The sequence below is a fragment of the Bradyrhizobium sp. 76 genome (assembly GCF_023073025.1).
In the GTDB taxonomy this organism is placed as follows: domain Bacteria; phylum Pseudomonadota; class Alphaproteobacteria; order Rhizobiales; family Xanthobacteraceae; genus Bradyrhizobium.
In genome coordinates this window covers 575,053-591,149 of the sequence record NZ_JADPIS010000103.1, presented here as the reverse complement: position 1 = coordinate 591,149, position 16,097 = coordinate 575,053, and the positions used below count along the sequence as shown (strand labels likewise).

The window sequence follows — 16,097 nt, the reverse complement described above, 5'->3', positions numbered from 1 at the left end:
TGGACGGTCCGTTCGGGGCAAGGGGAAAATCGATGTCGATGAGGATTGCTGTGGCGCTGGCCGCCACCGTCGGGGCTGGGGTCTTGATGTCGACGGCGGCGCAGGCACGGCCGGAAATGGTGGGGACGCACCTGGCTGACTATTCGCCGGGCACCATCGTGGTCAAAACCAACGAGCGTCGGCTCTATCTCGTCCTCGATAACGGCCACGCCGTGCGCTACCCGGTCGGCGTCGGCAAGTCCGGCAAGCAGTGGGCCGGCACCACCCGCATCGACGGCAAGTACCGCAATCCGGCCTGGGCGCCGCCTGCCGAAGTGAAGCGCGACAAGCCGAGCATCCCGGACGTCATCCCGGGCGGCTCGCCGCGCAATCCGATGGGCGTCGCGGCGATGACGCTGTCCGGCGGTGAATATGCCATCCACGGAACCAACGTGCCGGGCTCGATCGGCGGCTTCGTCTCCTATGGCTGCATCCGCATGCTCAACGACGACATCACCGATCTCTACAGCCGCGTCTCGGTCGGCACGACGGTGGTCGTGACGCGCTGATCGCCGGCATCAGGGCGAGACAACAAGAGCCGCGTCTTTCGACGCGACTTTTTTGTCACCAGAAGCGCCAGCTCCGCGCGCACCAGCCGTCACGATGGCCGCCATTGTAGCTCCGCGCATAGCCGCCGGCGAGCAACGCCGCCGAGACATTGGCCGTGCGTTTGGTCGCGACGTCAGCAAGAACGCGTCCGTATTTGTCAGGTCCGAGATTGGTGATCGTCACGCCACCTTGGCCGAGCAGGTCGCGGAGCGCGGCGGCGGCGGCTTCAGCCTTGTCGAGTTCTTCCTGGCAGGAGGCTTTCATCTCAGGTGCATCGATGCCGCGCAGGCGAACGCGCACGACGAGATCGCGGCCGTTATGCTGACGAACGCGTGCGAGAAAGGTGTCGCCGTCGATGGTGCGAACGACATCGACCGGCTCGCGACGATCGGGATGGCCGTCTTGCTGGAGTACAATCTCGGCGTCTCGTGATCGACCGTCGGTCGCGTGAGGGAACGGCCAGTTCATCCCGTGCCGGAACGTGAACACCACGGCCACCACGATTCCGACCACGAACATCCACGGCAACAGCCCTGAGAACCGGCGACCAAATGGCGAGCCGCTGTATGAAGGCCGATAGGGACGGCTTGGATCGAAACGCGACATTCGCGCACGCTAGGGCTGAGTCGGGCAATCCGGCAAGCGAGCCTCGAAAGGCAAGCTTCAGAAATCCGAAGCGATGCCCTTGCGCTCCCAATCGCCATAGCGGGTCGGCTCGGGTCCTTTTGGCCCCTGCAACTCCTTAGGCGCCGCCTGGGCGTCGTTTTTGGCTCGGACTGCCGCAGCCTGCCGGCGCGCTTCGGCCTCGGCCAGCGCGCGCTGGGCGGCCGGCGTGAGCTGCTTGCGGTCGGGAACGGAAGGCTGGTCACTCATCGTCGGCTTTCTAGCGCGGGGCGGCCCGCGACGCGACGCCCAATAACGCATTCCTGAAATGGCTCCGAAAGGGCTGAAAAACCCGGAAGCGATTCTTACATTTGGCATATTCGCGTGCCAGAGATCACCTCCTCAAGGCATGCGCCCATTACGGCGAACTGCCGCTCGCTCAGAACCTTGTTTCCGCATGCCTTCTCAACGTTTCGCTCCTCCATCCGAAGTGCCCGGTCTCGCGGCGCGGCGGATTGCCGCCGACATCGTCGACGGCGTGCTGCAAAAGCACCGCACGCTTGACGAGCAGCTCGACGGCAGCGGCGCCCATCCCGGACTGAAGACGCTCCCCGACCGCGACCGCGCGCTGATGCGCCGCCTGGTCGCCACCGTGCTGCGCCGGCTCGGCACGCTCGGCCATGTGCTGTCCCGCCTGCTCGACAAGGGCATTCCCTCCGACGCGCCGCGCGCGCAGAGCGCGCTGTTGATCGGCGCCGCCCAGATCCTCTGGATGGACGTGCCCGATCACGCGGCCGTCGATCTCTCCGTTCGCCTCGTGCAATCCGACCGGCGCGCCGCGCGCTATGCCGGCCTCGTCAACGCCGTGCTGCGCCGTTGCGCCCGCGAGGGCAAAGCGCTGGTGGACGAGGTTGCCGCACAATCGCTGGACCTGCCGCCCTGGATGGTCGCGCGCTGGCGCGCGCACTACGGCGAAACAGTCGCAAGAGACATGGCGCTCGCGCTCAGCCACGATCCTTCGCTGGATCTGACTGTGAGGTCGGACGCCGCGCAATGGGCGAGCCGCCTCCATGGCGAAGTCCTGCCGACCGGATCGGTTCGTACGGTGCTGCACGGCGCAGTGACCATGCTTCCCGGCTTCGCCGAAGGACAATGGTGGGTGCAGGACGCCGCCGCTGCGCTGCCGGCCCGGCTGTTCGGCGACATCAAGGGCAAATCCATCGCCGATCTCTGCGCCGCTCCCGGCGGCAAGACCGCGCAACTGGCGCAAGCCGGCGCCCATGTCACCGCCATCGACCGCTCGCCGGCCCGGGTGGCGCGCCTGCGCGAGAATCTGACGCGGTTGTCGCTCCAGGCCGAGATCGTCGTCGCCGACGCCGCGGAATGGTCCGGCCCTGCCGATGGCTTCGACGGCATCCTCATTGATGCGCCTTGCACATCGACCGGGACGATCCGCCGCCATCCCGACGTATCCTGGCTTCGGCAGGAATCCGACATCGCCGCAATGACCGCGCTTCAGCGGCGGCTGCTGCAAAAATCAGTCTCGCTGCTCAAGCCCGGCGGAACGCTGGTCTACTGTACCTGCTCGCTGGAACCCGAAGAGGGCGAGCATGCGGTCGCCGCGCTGCTGGCCGCAGAGCCTGGGCTTCGCCGGGTTCCGATCGATGCGTCCGAGGTGTCGGGACTTAGCGAGATCGTCACCGCCGAGGGCGATCTGCGCACTCTGCCCAGCCATCTGCCAAACGCTGATCCCAAGCTCGGCGGGCTCGACGGATTTTTCGCGGCCCGGCTCGTTAAATCCTGATTTTGCACTGGATTTTGCAACCACGGCGCTGATTCGCGTCGTTCAAGGTGGTGTCGGCCGTCCGATTTTGGGATTAATAAGGATTCGTCGGAATCCTCTCCCCCATCAAGGCAAGGCGTGTCGGTCGCTCAACGCAGACGTATCTCGACGCTGGTGATGAACCGCTTCGCGCGGAACATGCTCGCGCGCGCGAGCGGCGGTTCCGTCGCCCTGTCGCGGGTCTGGCCCGGCCGCGCCGACCGGTTGATCATCGCGCCGCATGATCTGCGCACCGCGGACGCGACCCGCGCCGCCGAGATCTATGCCGGCCGCTTCGTCTTCGCCGGCAAGATCGTCAACTGCCACGGCCGTTCGATCTTCGATCTCGAGCCGCCGTCGGAGGATTGGGAGGTTGCGCTGCTCGGCTTCGGCTGGCTGCGCCATTTGCGCGCCGCCGACACCGCGCTGACGCGCGCGAATGCGCGCTCGCTGATCGAGGACTGGATCGGCAACCCGGCCAGCAAGCGCCGTCCCGTCGCGCGACGCGCCGACGTGCTGGCGCGACGCGTGATCTCCCTGCTGTCGCAGGCGCCGCTGGTGCTCAACGATACCGACAACAAATTCTACCGCCGCTATCTGCGCGCGCTGGCGCGCGAGATCCGCTTGCTGCGCTACACCATGGTCAACATTCCCGACGGAGTGCCGAAGCTCCAGGTGCTGATCGCGCTGTGCTATGCGGCGCTGTGCCTCGCCAACCAGGCAAGTCACATCCGCAGCACCTCGAAAAAGCTCTCGGATGAATTGCAGCGGCAGATCCTGCCCGACGGCGGGCATGTCTCGCGCAACCCGGGCGCGCTGATCGAGCTGTTGATCGACCTGTTGCCGCTGCGGCAGACCTTTGCCGCGCGCAACATCGCGCCGCCGCCCGCGCTGCTCAATGCGATCGATCGCATGATGCCGATGCTCCGCTTCTTCCGCCACGGCGACGGCAATTTCGCGCTGTTCAACGGCATGAGCGCGACGCCCTCGGACCTGCTCGCGACGCTGCTTGCCTATGACGACACCCACGGCGCGCCGATGTCGAACATGCCGCATACCGGTTTCCAGCGCCTTGATGCCGGCCAGACCACTTTGATCATCGACACCGGCCCGCCGCCGGCGGCCGGCGTCAGTCACGACGCCCATGCCGGCTGCCTGTCGTTCGAACTATCCTCCGGCATCAGCCGCATCGTCACCAATTGCGGCATGCCGACCACGGGCCGCGACAATTGGCGGCCGTTCGCACGCGGCACGGCGGCGCATTCGACGCTGACCTATCACGACACCTCGTCATGCCAGTTCGTGGAGATGTCGGCGATGAAGCGGCTGTTGCACGGTGCTCCGGTCACCAGCGGCCCCGTCGAGGTCGAGAGCTATCGCGAAATCGTGCAGAACGGCACGCTGCTGACGACGTCGCATGACGGCTACCTCACAAAATTCGGCGCGATCCACCGCCGCGTGCTGATGATCGCCAATGACGGCGCACGCATCGACGGCGAGGACACGCTGTCGCCGCCGCAAGGCGGACGCTTCAAGGGTCCGGATGCCGATTTCGCGCTGCGATTCCATCTGCACCCGGCGGTGAAGGCGAGCCGGCTGTCCGACGCCCGTGGCGTCATGCTGGTGCTGCCGAACCGCGACGTCTGGACCTTCGAGGCGCTCGACGACAAGGTCGAGCTGGAGGACAGCGTATCCCTGGCCGGCAATGACGGCCCGCGCCGCACCGCGCAGATCGTGATCCGTCAGGATGCGCGGCAGGCGCCCTCGATCCGCTGGAGTTTTGTCCGCTCCACCGCCTCGCCGGCGATCACGAATGCCCGCAGAAATGCGCGGCGGGAGCCGGAACTTCCGCTCATGTGATTCGGCCCGATCTGAACGTTGTGAAAGCGACCGAAAACTGCTATCGAGCCCTCGCTCGCGCGACTGGCGACCTTGGATGGAGCACCATCGGGAAGCGCGAGACTGAGAAGCCGCGCGCCTGGGCATAGACACTCCTTCAGACAGAGGATCTTGCTCATGACTGACCATCCCCGCCGCGTCACCCGCGCCCTTCTCTCCGTTTCCGACAAGACTGGCCTGATCGAATTCGCGAAGGCGCTTGCCGCGCACGATGTCGAGCTGGTCTCGACCGGCGGCACCGCGAAGGCGATCGCCGCGGCCGGCCTCAAGGTGAAGGACGTCTCCGAACTGACCGGCTTCCCGGAAATGATGGATGGCCGGGTCAAGACGCTGCATCCGAAGGTGCATGGCGGCCTGCTCGCGATCCGCGACAACAAGGACCATGCGGACGCGATGACGGCGCATGGCATCGCGCCGATCGATCTCCTCGTCGTCAATCTCTATCCGTTCGAGGCGACCGTCGACAAAGGCGCGGGCTTCGAGGATTGCATCGAGAACATCGATATCGGCGGCCCCGCGATGATCCGCGCCGCCGCGAAGAATCATGACGACGTCGCCGTCGTGGTCGAGGCGCAGGACTATCAGGCCGTGCTCGACGAGCTCGCCGCCAACAAAGGTGCGACCACGCTGAAGTTGCGGCGGCGCCTTGCCGCCAAGGCTTACGCGCGCACTGCCGCCTATGACGCCGCGATCTCGAACTGGTTCAACCGCCAGCTCGAAATCGACGCGCCCGATTTCCGCGCCTTCGGCGGCCGGCTGATCCAGTCGCTGCGTTATGGCGAGAATCCGCACCAGACCGCGGCGTTCTATGCGACCCCCGACAAGCGGCCGGGCGTCTCGACCGCGCGGCAGCTCCAGGGCAAGGAGCTCTCCTACAACAACATCAACGACACCGATGCCGCCTATGAATGCATCGGCGAGTTCGACGCCAAGCGCACTGCGGCCTGCGTCATCGTCAAGCATGCCAATCCCTGCGGCGTCGCGGAGGGCTCCGACCTGGTCAGTGCCTATCGCAAGGCGCTGGCCTGCGATTCCACCTCGGCCTTCGGCGGCATCATCGCGATGAACCGCGCGCTCGATGCCGACACCGCGCGCGAGATCACGAAAATCTTCACCGAGGTGATCATCGCACCTGACGCAAGCGAGGAGGCGATCGCCATCATCGGTGCGCGCAAGAACCTGCGCCTGCTGCTCGCCGGCAGCCTGCCCGACCCGCGCGCGCCGGGCCTCACCGCCAAGACGGTGGCGGGCGGTCTCCTCGTGCAGAGCCGCGACAACGCCGTGGTCGACGACATGACCTTCAAGGTTGTCACGGAGCGCGCGCCCACTGATGCCGAGATGCGCGACCTGAAGTTTGCTTTCCGTGTCGCAAAACACGTCAAGTCCAACACCATCATCTACGCCAAGGATCTCGCCACCGTCGGCATCGGCGCCGGCCAGATGAGCCGGGTCGATTCAGCGCGGATCGCGGCACGCAAGGCTCAGGATGCGGCCGCCGAGCTGAAGCTCGCCGAACCGCTCACCAAGGGCGCGGTGGTGGCGTCGGATGCGTTCTTCCCGTTCGCCGACGGCATGCTCGCCTGCATCGAGGCCGGCGCCACCGCCGTGGTGCAGCCCGGCGGCTCCATGCGCGACGACGAGGTCATAAAGGCCGCCGACGAGCACGGCATTGCCATGGTGTTCACGGGCACGCGGCACTTCAGGCACTGATGGATTGGCGTACGGGCGATTCCGTCGAATTCGTCATTGCGAGCGCAGCGAAGCAATCCAGAATCTTTCCGCGGAGAAAACCTGGATTGCTTCGTCGCTTCGCTCCTCGCAATGACGGGAATGAATCGCGGTAGCGTGGCTACTCCCGCACCCGCATCAACAGCGCCAGCCCCGCGACGAAGAACACCACCAGCACGGCCATGCCGGCCTTCTGGCTCGCGGTCACCGCGGTGATGACGCCGATGAGAAGCGGGCCGATGAAGGACGTCACTTTCCCCGTCAGTGCGAACAGACCGAAATACTGCGCGATGCGGTCCTTGGGTGCGAGACGGACCAGGAGCGTGCGTGAGGCGGCTTGCAGCGGGCCGCCGGCTGCACCGATCAGGCAGCCCAGCACCAGATAAGCGCGCTCAGCCGCAGCGGCGAACAATGCACCGCCGGGCGCGGGCGGCGCGACCTTGATGAAGAAGATCGAATCCTTGTCGACCAGCAGGATTGCCGCCAGCGCCAGCAGCAGGATCAGCATGCTGCCGGCGATCACGCGCTTCGGCCCGAAGCGATCGTCCAGTTTGCCGCCAAACCACGCGCCGATCGCGCCGGCAATCGCGAGCATGATCCCGAACGTGCCGATCTGGATCGTGTGCCAGCCGAACGTGCCGGCAGCATAGATGCCGCCGAAGGCAAACAGCGACACCAGACCGTCGGTGTAGATCATGTTGGCGAGCAGAAACGCGGCAAGCGACTTCTGCTGCGGCAGCCCCTTGATCGATTGCTTCAGCTCCAACAGGCCTTCGTGCAGCGCCTCGCGCACCGGGCGCTTCGCCGGATAGTCGGGTGTGAACAGGAACATCGGCGTCACGAAAATGATGAACCAAAGCCCGGTCAACGGTCCGGCGGCGCGGTCGCCCTGATGGCTGACCGGATCGAGCCCGAACAGAGGCGTGAGACCGAGCAGCGTGCGGCCGGTCTCGGGATTCGCGGCGAGCAGGCCGAGGACGATGATCAAGCTGACGATGCCGCCGACATAACCCGTCGCCCAGCCGGTGCCGGAGAGCCGCCCGATGCGCTCCGGCGGCACCAACGTCGGCATCATCGCATTGTTGAAGAGAGTGGCGAATTCCGCGCCGACGCTGGCGAGCGCGACCGCGGTGAGCAGCGGCGGAATGATCGAGGGATCGCCGGGCTTGCCGATCCACAATGTGCTGGATGCCAGCACCAGCACTGCGCCGAATCCGGCGATCCATGGCTTCCTGCGGCCCGAAGCATCGGCGATAGCCCCCAGCACCGGCGACATCAGCGCGATCGCGAGGCCCGCGGCAGCCATCGCAAAGCCCCACAGCGATTGCCCGGTGGCGGGATTCGGCGCAATGCCGGTGGCGAAATAGGGCGCGAACACGAAGGTCGTGATCAGGGTGAAATAAGGCTGCGCGGCCCAGTCGAAGAAGATCCAGCTGACGACGGCGCTGCGCGGCGGATAGGTCCGCTGCGCGCCGGCGATGCGCGCATCCGGGGCGATCGTCGTCACTCCATAATCCTCATCACGAACAGTTTTGCCTCTGTCGGGGCAAACCGTATAGCATTGCAGCGCTGCATGTGAACTGCCGATGGCTATTGCGGAAGTTTGATGATGTCGTCTTTCTCGACACGGCGGACATTTTTCGCCTTCCTTGCCACTCTGGCGTTCGGACTTCCGGCCGCGACCGCGCAGGATGCGCGGCGGGCCTATGTGCCGCCCGCGCTCGACACGGTGCATGCCGTTCCCGCCGAGCACGGCATGGTGGTGGCGCAGGAGAAAATCTCCGCGCAGGTCGGCGCCGACATCCTGCGGCGCGGCGGCAATGCCGTCGACGCTGCGGTCGCGACCGGCTTTGCGATGGCCGTGACCTATCCGCGCGCCGGCAATATCGGCGGTGGCGGCTTCATGGTGATTCATTCCACGGAGCGCAACGAAGACATCACGATCGACTATCGCGAGACCGCGCCGGCCGCGACCACGCCGGAGATCTTCCTCGGCGCCGACGGCAAGCCCGACGCGGCGAAGTCGCGGGATTCCGCGCTCGGCGTCGGCGTGCCCGGCACGGTCGCGGGTCTTGCGCTGGCCCTGGAAAAATATGGCTCGGGCCGGTTCACGCTGGCGCAACTGCTCGAGCCCGCGATCGCGCTCGCCCGCGATGGCTTCCTCGTCGGCGACGACATTGCCGACACGCTGCCGGGCTGGCACAAGCGGCTGGTGCGTTGGCCCTCCTCGGCCAGGATCTTCTCGCGGCCCGATGGCACGCCGCTCGGCGAAGGCGACAGGCTGGTGCAGAGCGATCTCGCCGAAACGCTGTCGGCCGTCGCCGCACAGGGCCCGCGCGGTTTCTATGAGGGGCCGGTCGCTGAGAAACTCGCCAAGGCCGTGGCTGACGCGGGCGGCATCATGACGCCGGCCGATTTGAAATCCTATCAGGCGGTCATCCGCGCGCCGGTGCGCGGCACTTATCGCGGCTATGACATTGTGTCGATGCCGTTGCCGTCGTCGGGCGGCGTGGTGCTGGTGGAGACGCTCAATATTCTCGAAGGTTTTCAGCTCGCTGATCTGAAGCAGGGATCGCCGGCCTCGCTGCATCTGCTGATCGAGGCCATGAAGCGCGCTTATGCGGACCGGGCGCGCTATCTCGGCGATCCCGCCTTCGTCAACGCGCCGATCGGGACGCTTACCGCCAAAGACTACGCCGCGAAGCTGCGGGCAACCATCTCCGCCGATCGCGCCACGCCGTCGAAACAGCTCGTTTCCACCGCGACCTCACCGCATGAGGGCAGCAACACCACGCATTTTTCCGTCGTCGACGGCAGCGGCAACGCCGTCAGCAACACCTATACGCTGAACTTCAGCTACGGCGTCGGCCTCGTCGCCGACGGCACCGGCGTGCTGCTCAACAACGAGCTTGACGATTTCACAGCGGCGGTCGGCGCTTCCAATGCCTATGGCCTTGTCGGCTTCGAGGCCAATTTGCCCGGGCCGGGCAAGCGGCCGCTGTCCTCGATGTCGCCGACCATCGTCCTGAAGGACGGCAAGCCGGTTCTGGTGACGGGCTCGCCGGGCGGCAGCCGGATCATCTCGACCGTGCTCCAGGTGATCGTCAACGTCCTCGATTACAAAATGGACGTCGCGGCTGCCGTGGCCGCACCGCGGCTGCATCACCAATGGTTGCCCGACGAGGTCCGGGTCGAGAGCGGCTTTTCCGATCATGTGCTGCTCGAGCTGAAGGCGATGGATCATCTCATCGTCGCGCCGATGGGGCAGACATCGGCGAATTCGATCGCGGTGACCGCCAATGGTCCGCTCGGCGCGCCTGATCCGCGTAGCCGAGGTGCGGAAGCAGCGGGGCAGTAACTCTGTCCTTGCATGGCGCGAAGGCCGGTGGCCGGCTTGCGCGCGCCGCCGCGCGTGCTACCACCGCGAGGCCAAAGACTACGAAAGAAAACACTGTCGGGAAACGCACATGACCACAGTTGATCCGAACCAGCGCATCGAACGCGCCGAGATCGAGGACACCAGCCTTCTTGCCTTCTACCGCGACATGAACGCGCCGGAGCGGCGGACGTTCTGGGCCTGCGCCGCAGGCTGGGCGCTCGACGGCATGGACTTCATGATCTATCCGCTGGTGATCGGCACCATCATCGCGCTGTGGAAGGTCGATGCGGGATCGGCCGGGCTCGCCGGCACCGTGACGCTGCTGGCCTCCGCCATCGGCGGCTGGCTCGGCGGTTATCTCTCCGATCATATCGGCCGGGTCAGAACGCTCCAGATCACCATCATCTGGTTCTCGTTGTTCTCGCTGGTCTGCGCGGTCGTGCAGAATTTCGAACAGCTCCTGATCGCACGCGCGGTGCTGGGCCTCGGCTTCGGCGGAGAGTGGGCGGCGGGCGCCGTGCTGATGGGTGAAGCGATCCGGCCGCAATATCGCGGGCGTGCGGTCGGCTCGGTGCAGTCGGGCTGGGCCGTCGGCTGGGGCCTTGCAGTGCTGTCGCAGGCGATCCTGTTCTCGGCTTTGCCGGCGGAGACAGCGTGGCGCTGGATGTTCGTGATCGGCGCGCTGCCGGCGCTGCTGGTGTTCTACATCCGCCGCTCCGTGACTGAGCCGGAGATCGCGGCTGAGGCCCGCGCCAAGCAGGCCGCGAGCGGCAATCGTCCGGCGCTCTGGGAAATTTTCTCGGGCCCGATCCTGAAGACCACGATCCTGGCGTCGCTGATGGCGACGGGCTGCCAGGGCGGCTACTACGCCGTCACCTTCTGGGTGCCGCAGTTTTTGACCAAGGAGCGGCATCTGTCGATCGTCGGCTCGACCGGCTATCTCTCGACGCTGATCATCGGCTCCTTCATCGGCTATCTCACCGGCGCCTGGCTCGCGGACCGGATCGGACGACGCAATCTCTTTCTGACCTTCTCGATCGGCGCGATCGCGGTTGTGCTGCTCTACACGCAGCTGCCGCTCACCAACGAAATCCTGTGGGTGCTCGGCTTCCCGCTCGGCTTTTTCGCCTCGGGCTATTTCTCCGGCGTCGGCGCGTTCCTGACCGAGCTTTATCCAACGCGACTGCGCGGCTCGGGCCAGGGGTTCTGCTACAATTTCGGCCGCGGCATCGGCGCGCTGTTTCCGTTCCTGGTCGGGGCGCTTTCGGCGACGACGTCGCTTGCGAATGCGATCGCGATGTTCGCGGTGGTGGCTTACGCGCTGTTCTTCATCGCCGCCTTCGCGCTGCCGGAGACGCGCGGGCGCGTGCTGCATGCGGACTGATGCAGGCTAGCTATCGTCCGACCTGATACGGCCCGCCCTTTTCGAGGGCGCGGCTGTATGCTGGCCGCGCATGAATGCGCTCCAGGAACGCCATCGCCTTGGGATGGCCGAGCTCGAGCCCGCCGCGCGCCTGGGCTGCTTCGAGCGGAAAGCTCATCTGGATGTCGGCGGCGGTGAACTCGTTGCCGGCGAACCACTCGCTCTTCGCAAGCTCGCCTTCCCAATAGTCCATGTGCTGCTTGAGCTGCGGATTGACCAATGCTGTGAGCGCCTGGTTCGAAACCTTGCGCACCAGCGGGCGGAGCAACGCCGGCGCGCGTTTCGGCATCAGCGTGAACAGCAGCTTGAGCAGCAGCGGCTGCATCGCCGAGCCTTCCGCATAGTGCAGCCAATAGGTGAAGCGCAGCCGTTCCGGCGTGTTCGGCGGCGGGACCAGCCGACCGTTGCCGTAGGTGGCGATGAGATATTCGATGATCGCGCCTGACTCGGCGACGGTGTTGCCGTTGTCGGTGATAACGGGCGACTTGCCGAGCGGATGGATGGCGCGGAGCTCCTTCGGCGCGCGCATGTCAGGCTGGCGCTCGTAGCGCACGATCTCGTAGGGCACGCCCAGCTCCTCGAGCAGCCACAGCACGCGCTGCGAGCGGGAATTGTTGAGGTGGTGAACGGTCAGCATCGCGTGGTCCCCGGGGCTAGGCATGGTCGATCGGCCGCGCGTTCGTGCCAGCCCGGGAACACAATGTCGAGCCATCCGGTCGGATATTTTTATCCGGGTATATTGACCTTTGTAATTCACCCGGGTATTAAAGTCGCCACCGTGACCAATATGGCAATGATTCCAATGCAGAAGACTTTCACCGCTTTCCAAGGGCATCGCCGTCTGGTCTCCGGGCCAGCCGGAGAGGTCGCGCTGGTCATCAAGCGGATGGCGGAGCGGCCGGACGAGCCCATCGTCGTCTTCGAGGACGCCACGGGCCGGTCGATCGACTTCGATCTGCGCGGCGGGGACCGCGAGGTGCTGGCGCGGCTCGCGAAGCTTGTGCCGCCCCCGGTTGAGGAGACCGCATCGCCGAGCGAGCCACGCGGTCGCGGCCGGCCGAGGCTCGGCGTGGTCGCGCGCGAGGTGACGCTGCTGCCGCGGCACTGGGAGTGGCTCAGCGCGCAGCCAGGCGGCGCTTCGGTCGCGCTGCGGAAACTTGTCGAAGAGGCGCGGCGCGCCAGCGGCGACAAGGACCGCGAGCGGCAGGCGCGCGATGCGGCCTATCACTTCATGTCGACCATGGCCGGCAATCTGCCGCAGTTCGAGGAGGCATCGCGCGCGTTGTTTGCGGATGACCGGCGGCGTTTCACCGGACTGATCGCAGATTGGCCCGCCGACATCCGCGACCACATCGTCAAGCTCGCCTATAGTGATCGCGCTTAGGCGCGCGCCTTCTCCCAACCCCATCGACGGCCAAGCCACGCCCACTTCGCGTGGCGACGGTTTCGCACGCCCTGATGAAAGGCTAATCCATGTCCGCCGCCAAGCCGCTCTGGAAAAGTTTTCTGCGGTTCCTCGCACCGTTGATGCTGAGCAACGCGCTGCAATCGCTGTTCGGCACCGTCAGCAACGTCTATCTCGGCCAGATGATCGGGATCGACGCGCTCGCATCGGTCTCGGTGTTCTTTCCGGTGATGTTCTTCCTGTTCGCCTTCGTCATGGGGCTGAGCACCGGCGCCACGGTGCTGATCGGCCAAGCCTATGGTGCGGGCGAGCAGGGCCGGATCAAGCTCATCGTGGGCACGACGCTCGCGATCGGCCTGCTGCTCTCGATTGCAATTGCACTGATCGGCGGGATCTTCAGCCGCCAATTGATGACGATGCTCGCAACGCCCCCGGACATTCTCGACCAGGCCAGCGCCTATGCCCGCGTCATGCTGCTCACCATGCCGCTCGGCTTCGTCTTCTTGCTGACGACGGCGATGATCCGCGGCGTCGGCGACGCGCTGACGCCGCTGCTGGCGCTGGCCTTGTCGACTGCGATCGGCTTGATCCTGACGCCGATTCTGATCCGCGGGTCGTTCGGATTGCCGGCGGCCGGCATCACCAGCCCGGCCTGGGCCGCGGCGATCGCCAACGTTCTGACGCTGATCGCGCTGGCGGCCTATCTGCTGCGAAGAAAACATGCGTTGGCACCGGACGCTGCACTGCTGCGCCATCTGCGGCTCAATCGTGTGGTGCTGGGACAAGTCCTCGGCATTGGACTGCCGAGCGCGATCGGTATGGTGGTGATGGCGATCGCCGAGCTGGTGCTGCTCGGCCTCGTCAACGGCTTCGGCTCGAACGCAACCGCAGCCTATGGCGCGGTCAACCAGGTGATGGGCTATACGCAGTTCACGGCGATGTCGATTTCAATCGCGGTCTCGATACTCGGTGCCCAAGCGGTCGGCCGCGGCGACAGAGCGGGGCTCGACGGCATCGTGCGCACCGGACTGGCGTTCAACATCGTCCTGACGGGCGGGCTGGTGGCGCTGATCTATCTCGCGCCGCGCGCCGTGCTGGGCATCTTCATCACTGATGATACCGTGCTCGATCTGGCGAAGGGCTTGCTCAACATCGCACTGTGGAGCTCGGTGCCGTTCGGCCTGGCGACGGTGTTTTCCGGCGCGATGCGCGCTGCCGGCGTGGCACTGACGCCAATGCTGCTCGCGATCTTCGCCATCGGAGCAATCGAACTACCGTCCGCGGTGATCCTGAGCCGCACCATCGGCCTTGAGGGTGTGTGGGCCGCCTATCCGATCGTATTCTGCGCCATGTTCCTGTTGCAGATGGGCTATTACCTTCTGGTGTGGCGCAAGCGGACGATCCGGCGTCTGTTCTGACGAACATCAAGAGATTATGACCGTCATTAAAAGGTGGACCCACGGGCCGCGCTACGCCACAATGCGAAAAAGCGATGTCAGGGAGAATGATTTTGACCCGCACAGCCCCGCAATTCCTGTTCGATTTCGGCAGTCCGAATGCCTATCTCAGTCATCTCGCGATTCCGGCGATCGAGCAGCGCATCGGCGTCAAATTCGAGTACGTGCCGATCCTGCTCGGCGGCATCTTCAAGTCGACCAACAACAAGTCGCCGGCCGAGACGCTCGCCGGCGTCAAGAACAAGCGGGAATTCCAGGCGGTCGAGACCGAACGCTTCGTCAAGCGCTTCAAGGTGCAGCCCTATGTCTGGAATCCGTTCTTCCCGGTCAACACGCTGAACCTGATGCGCGCGGCAATCGCGGCCCAGCTCGAAGGCGTGTTCGAAACATACGTCGAGGCCGCCTTCCATCACATGTGGCGCGAGCCGAAGAAGATGGACGATCCGGAAATCGCGGCGAAGGCGCTGGCGTCCTCCGGCCTCGACGCGCAAAAGCTGTTCACCCGCGCCGGGGAACCCGAAGTGAAGGGCAGACTGATCAAGAACACCGAGGACGCCGTCGCGCGCGGTGCGTTCGGCTCGCCGACCTTCTTTGTCGGCGACGAGATGTTCTTCGGCAAGGAGCAGTTGCGCGAGGTCGAGGAGATGGTGTCGGGGAAGTGATTTTCGTATGATGGACAGATCGAGCCATCATCTCCGATGTCGTCCTGGCGAAAGCCAGGACCCATAACCACCGAAGGCTATGGCTGTGACGTGCTGGGCCTCCAACTTGCCCGACAATACACAGTCGGGGTAATGGGTTCTGGCTTTCGCCAGGACGACGGCAAGAAACAACGACGACGGCAAGAAACAACAAGGACGATCCCATGCGTATCCTCGTGGTCGGCGCTGGCGCCATCGGCGGCTATTTTGGTGGCAGGCTGTTGCAGGCCGGCCGCGACGTCACCTTCCTGGTCCGGCCGCGGCGCGCCAGCGAGCTCGCGAGCGCCGGCCTCGTCATCAAGAGCCCGAACGGCGACGTGACCTTGAAAAATCCGCCGACCGTTCAGGCCGACGCGCTCAAGGACAAGTTCGACGTCGTGCTGCTCAGCTGCAAGGCCTTCGACCTCGACGACGCAATCAAGTCGTTCGCGGCAGCAGTCGGGCCGAATACGGCGATCATCCCGATGCTCAACGGCATGAAGCATCTCGACATCCTCGACGACAAGTTCGGCAAGGAGCGCGTGCTCGGTGGCCTCTGCGCCATCGCCGCAACGCTCGACGAGAAGCGCGAGGTGGTGCAGCTCCAGCCGATGCAGTCGATCAATTACGGCGAGCGCGATGGCAAGCTGTCGGATCGGGTCAAGGCGATCGACGAGGCCTTCAAGAGCGGCATCAATGGTGCAACGGCCAGCCAGAACATCATGCAGGACATGTGGGAGAAGTGGGTGTTCCTCTCCTCGCTGGCGGCGTCCACCAGCCTGATGCGTACCTCTGTCGGCAACATCCTCGCCGCTCCCGGCGGCAGGGATTTCCTGCTCGGCATGCTGGACGAGACCAGCGCGATCGCCGCCGCGTCTGGCTACACGCCGGGCGGGCCGTTCTTCGAGCGCGTGAAGGGCAACCTCACCACCGAGGGCTCGCCGATGACGGCCTCGATGTTCCGTGACGTCAAGGCCGGCCTGCCGGTCGAAGCCGATCACGTCATCGGCGACCTCATCGCGCGCGCCGACGCCGCCAAGGTGCCAGTCCCGAAGCTGCGCATCGCCTACACGCATTTGAAGGCGTATGAGAAGCAGCGAGCTAGCTAACCGC

At 65.4% G+C, this 16,097-nt stretch carries 14 protein-coding genes and 1 riboswitch; of the genes, 10 read left to right on the top strand and 4 right to left on the bottom strand.

The window, feature by feature from the left end; all coding sequences use genetic code 11:
* Positions 1-32 precede the first annotated feature (32 nt).
* Positions 33-548, top strand: coding sequence for a L,D-transpeptidase (locus IVB48_RS29110; protein ID WP_027566299.1), 516 nt, complete (start codon positions 33-35; stop codon positions 546-548).
* Between the two features lie 55 nt (positions 549-603).
* Here the strand turns inward: IVB48_RS29110 and IVB48_RS29105 are convergent, their stop codons facing one another.
* Both IVB48_RS29105 and IVB48_RS29100 read right to left on the bottom strand, forming a co-directional pair.
* Entirely contained in the window at positions 604-1,194 is a 591-nt protein-coding gene (locus IVB48_RS29105; protein ID WP_247405323.1) for a thermonuclease family protein, read from the bottom strand.
* Between the two features lie 57 nt (positions 1,195-1,251).
* Positions 1,252-1,461, bottom strand: a complete 210-nt coding sequence (locus tag IVB48_RS29100) for a DUF1674 domain-containing protein (RefSeq protein WP_027566297.1) — start codon at positions 1,459-1,461, stop codon at positions 1,252-1,254.
* 187 nt (positions 1,462-1,648) lie between these two features.
* On the opposite strand from IVB48_RS29100, the gene IVB48_RS29095 reads away from it, so the two are divergent.
* The 3 genes from IVB48_RS29095 to purH all read left to right on the top strand — a co-directional run bounded on the left by IVB48_RS29095 (position 1,649) and on the right by purH (position 6,622).
* Complete coding sequence (locus IVB48_RS29095) at positions 1,649-2,995, top strand: transcription antitermination factor NusB (protein WP_247405320.1); 1,347 nt, start codon at positions 1,649-1,651, stop codon at positions 2,993-2,995.
* A 156-nt stretch (positions 2,996-3,151) separates the two neighbouring features.
* Positions 3,152-4,873 carry a heparinase II/III family protein gene (locus IVB48_RS29090; protein WP_247405480.1) on the top strand — a complete coding sequence of 574 codons (1,722 nt, stop codon included), beginning with the start codon at positions 3,152-3,154 and terminating at the stop codon, positions 4,871-4,873.
* A 49-nt stretch (positions 4,874-4,922) separates the two neighbouring features.
* Positions 4,923-5,004: riboswitch (ZMP/ZTP riboswitch) on the top strand.
* 25 nt (positions 5,005-5,029) lie between these two features.
* Positions 5,030-6,622 carry a bifunctional phosphoribosylaminoimidazolecarboxamide formyltransferase/IMP cyclohydrolase gene (gene purH, locus IVB48_RS29085; protein ID WP_247405318.1) on the top strand — a complete coding sequence of 531 codons (1,593 nt, stop codon included), beginning with the start codon at positions 5,030-5,032 and terminating at the stop codon, positions 6,620-6,622.
* Positions 6,623-6,761: 139 nt separating this feature from the next.
* Here the strand turns inward: purH and IVB48_RS29080 are convergent, their stop codons facing one another.
* A complete protein-coding gene (locus IVB48_RS29080) occupies positions 6,762-8,147 on the bottom strand; it encodes an MFS transporter (protein WP_247405313.1) in 1,386 nt (461 codons plus the stop codon).
* A gap of 99 nt (positions 8,148-8,246) precedes the next feature.
* On the opposite strand from IVB48_RS29080, the gene ggt reads away from it, so the two are divergent.
* Both ggt and IVB48_RS29070 read left to right on the top strand, forming a co-directional pair.
* Complete coding sequence (gene ggt / locus IVB48_RS29075; RefSeq protein ID WP_247405311.1) at positions 8,247-9,998, top strand: gamma-glutamyltransferase; 1,752 nt, start codon at positions 8,247-8,249, stop codon at positions 9,996-9,998.
* Between the two features lie 109 nt (positions 9,999-10,107).
* Entirely contained in the window at positions 10,108-11,403 is a 1,296-nt protein-coding gene (locus tag IVB48_RS29070; protein ID WP_027566291.1) for an MFS transporter, read from the top strand.
* A 10-nt stretch (positions 11,404-11,413) separates the two neighbouring features.
* Here the strand turns inward: IVB48_RS29070 and IVB48_RS29065 are convergent, their stop codons facing one another.
* Positions 11,414-12,079 carry a glutathione S-transferase gene (locus IVB48_RS29065; protein ID WP_247405309.1) on the bottom strand — a complete coding sequence of 222 codons (666 nt, stop codon included), beginning with the start codon at positions 12,077-12,079 and terminating at the stop codon, positions 11,414-11,416.
* Positions 12,080-12,229: 150 nt separating this feature from the next.
* Between IVB48_RS29065 and IVB48_RS29060 the strand changes: the two genes are divergently transcribed.
* From IVB48_RS29060 to panE, 4 genes are all read left to right on the top strand, one after another.
* Positions 12,230-12,826, top strand: a complete 597-nt coding sequence (locus IVB48_RS29060; protein WP_247405306.1) for a DUF2239 family protein — start codon at positions 12,230-12,232, stop codon at positions 12,824-12,826.
* An 89-nt stretch (positions 12,827-12,915) separates the two neighbouring features.
* A complete protein-coding gene (locus IVB48_RS29055; RefSeq protein WP_247405303.1) occupies positions 12,916-14,265 on the top strand; it encodes an MATE family efflux transporter in 1,350 nt (449 codons plus the stop codon).
* Positions 14,266-14,351: 86 nt separating this feature from the next.
* Positions 14,352-14,966 carry a 2-hydroxychromene-2-carboxylate isomerase gene (locus IVB48_RS29050; protein WP_035961073.1) on the top strand — a complete coding sequence of 205 codons (615 nt, stop codon included), beginning with the start codon at positions 14,352-14,354 and terminating at the stop codon, positions 14,964-14,966.
* A 203-nt stretch (positions 14,967-15,169) separates the two neighbouring features.
* A complete protein-coding gene (panE, locus tag IVB48_RS29045) occupies positions 15,170-16,093 on the top strand; it encodes a 2-dehydropantoate 2-reductase (protein ID WP_247405300.1) in 924 nt (307 codons plus the stop codon).
* Positions 16,094-16,097 lie beyond the last annotated feature (4 nt).

Bases quoted from the DNA above. Each gene is read 5' to 3' on its own strand.
- IVB48_RS29110 (WP_027566299.1), top strand. From the start codon at position 33: ATGTCGATGAGGATTGCTGTGGCGCTGGCCGCCACCGTCGGGGCTGGG.
- IVB48_RS29105 (WP_247405323.1), bottom strand. From the start codon at position 1,194: ATGTCGCGTTTCGATCCAAGCCGTCCCTATCGGCCTTCATACAGCGGC.
- IVB48_RS29100 (WP_027566297.1), bottom strand. From the start codon at position 1,461: ATGAGTGACCAGCCTTCCGTTCCCGACCGCAAGCAGCTCACGCCGGCC.
- IVB48_RS29095 (WP_247405320.1), top strand. From the start codon at position 1,649: ATGCCTTCTCAACGTTTCGCTCCTCCATCCGAAGTGCCCGGTCTCGCG.
- IVB48_RS29090 (WP_247405480.1), top strand. From the start codon at position 3,152: ATGAACCGCTTCGCGCGGAACATGCTCGCGCGCGCGAGCGGCGGTTCC.
- purH (WP_247405318.1), top strand. From the start codon at position 5,030: ATGACTGACCATCCCCGCCGCGTCACCCGCGCCCTTCTCTCCGTTTCC.
- ggt (WP_247405311.1), top strand. From the start codon at position 8,247: ATGATGTCGTCTTTCTCGACACGGCGGACATTTTTCGCCTTCCTTGCC.
- IVB48_RS29070 (WP_027566291.1), top strand. From the start codon at position 10,108: ATGACCACAGTTGATCCGAACCAGCGCATCGAACGCGCCGAGATCGAG.
- IVB48_RS29065 (WP_247405309.1), bottom strand. From the start codon at position 12,079: ATGCTGACCGTTCACCACCTCAACAATTCCCGCTCGCAGCGCGTGCTG.
- IVB48_RS29060 (WP_247405306.1), top strand. From the start codon at position 12,230: ATGGCAATGATTCCAATGCAGAAGACTTTCACCGCTTTCCAAGGGCAT.
- IVB48_RS29055 (WP_247405303.1), top strand. From the start codon at position 12,916: ATGTCCGCCGCCAAGCCGCTCTGGAAAAGTTTTCTGCGGTTCCTCGCA.
- IVB48_RS29050 (WP_035961073.1), top strand. From the start codon at position 14,352: ATGATTTTGACCCGCACAGCCCCGCAATTCCTGTTCGATTTCGGCAGT.
- panE (WP_247405300.1), top strand. From the start codon at position 15,170: ATGCGTATCCTCGTGGTCGGCGCTGGCGCCATCGGCGGCTATTTTGGT.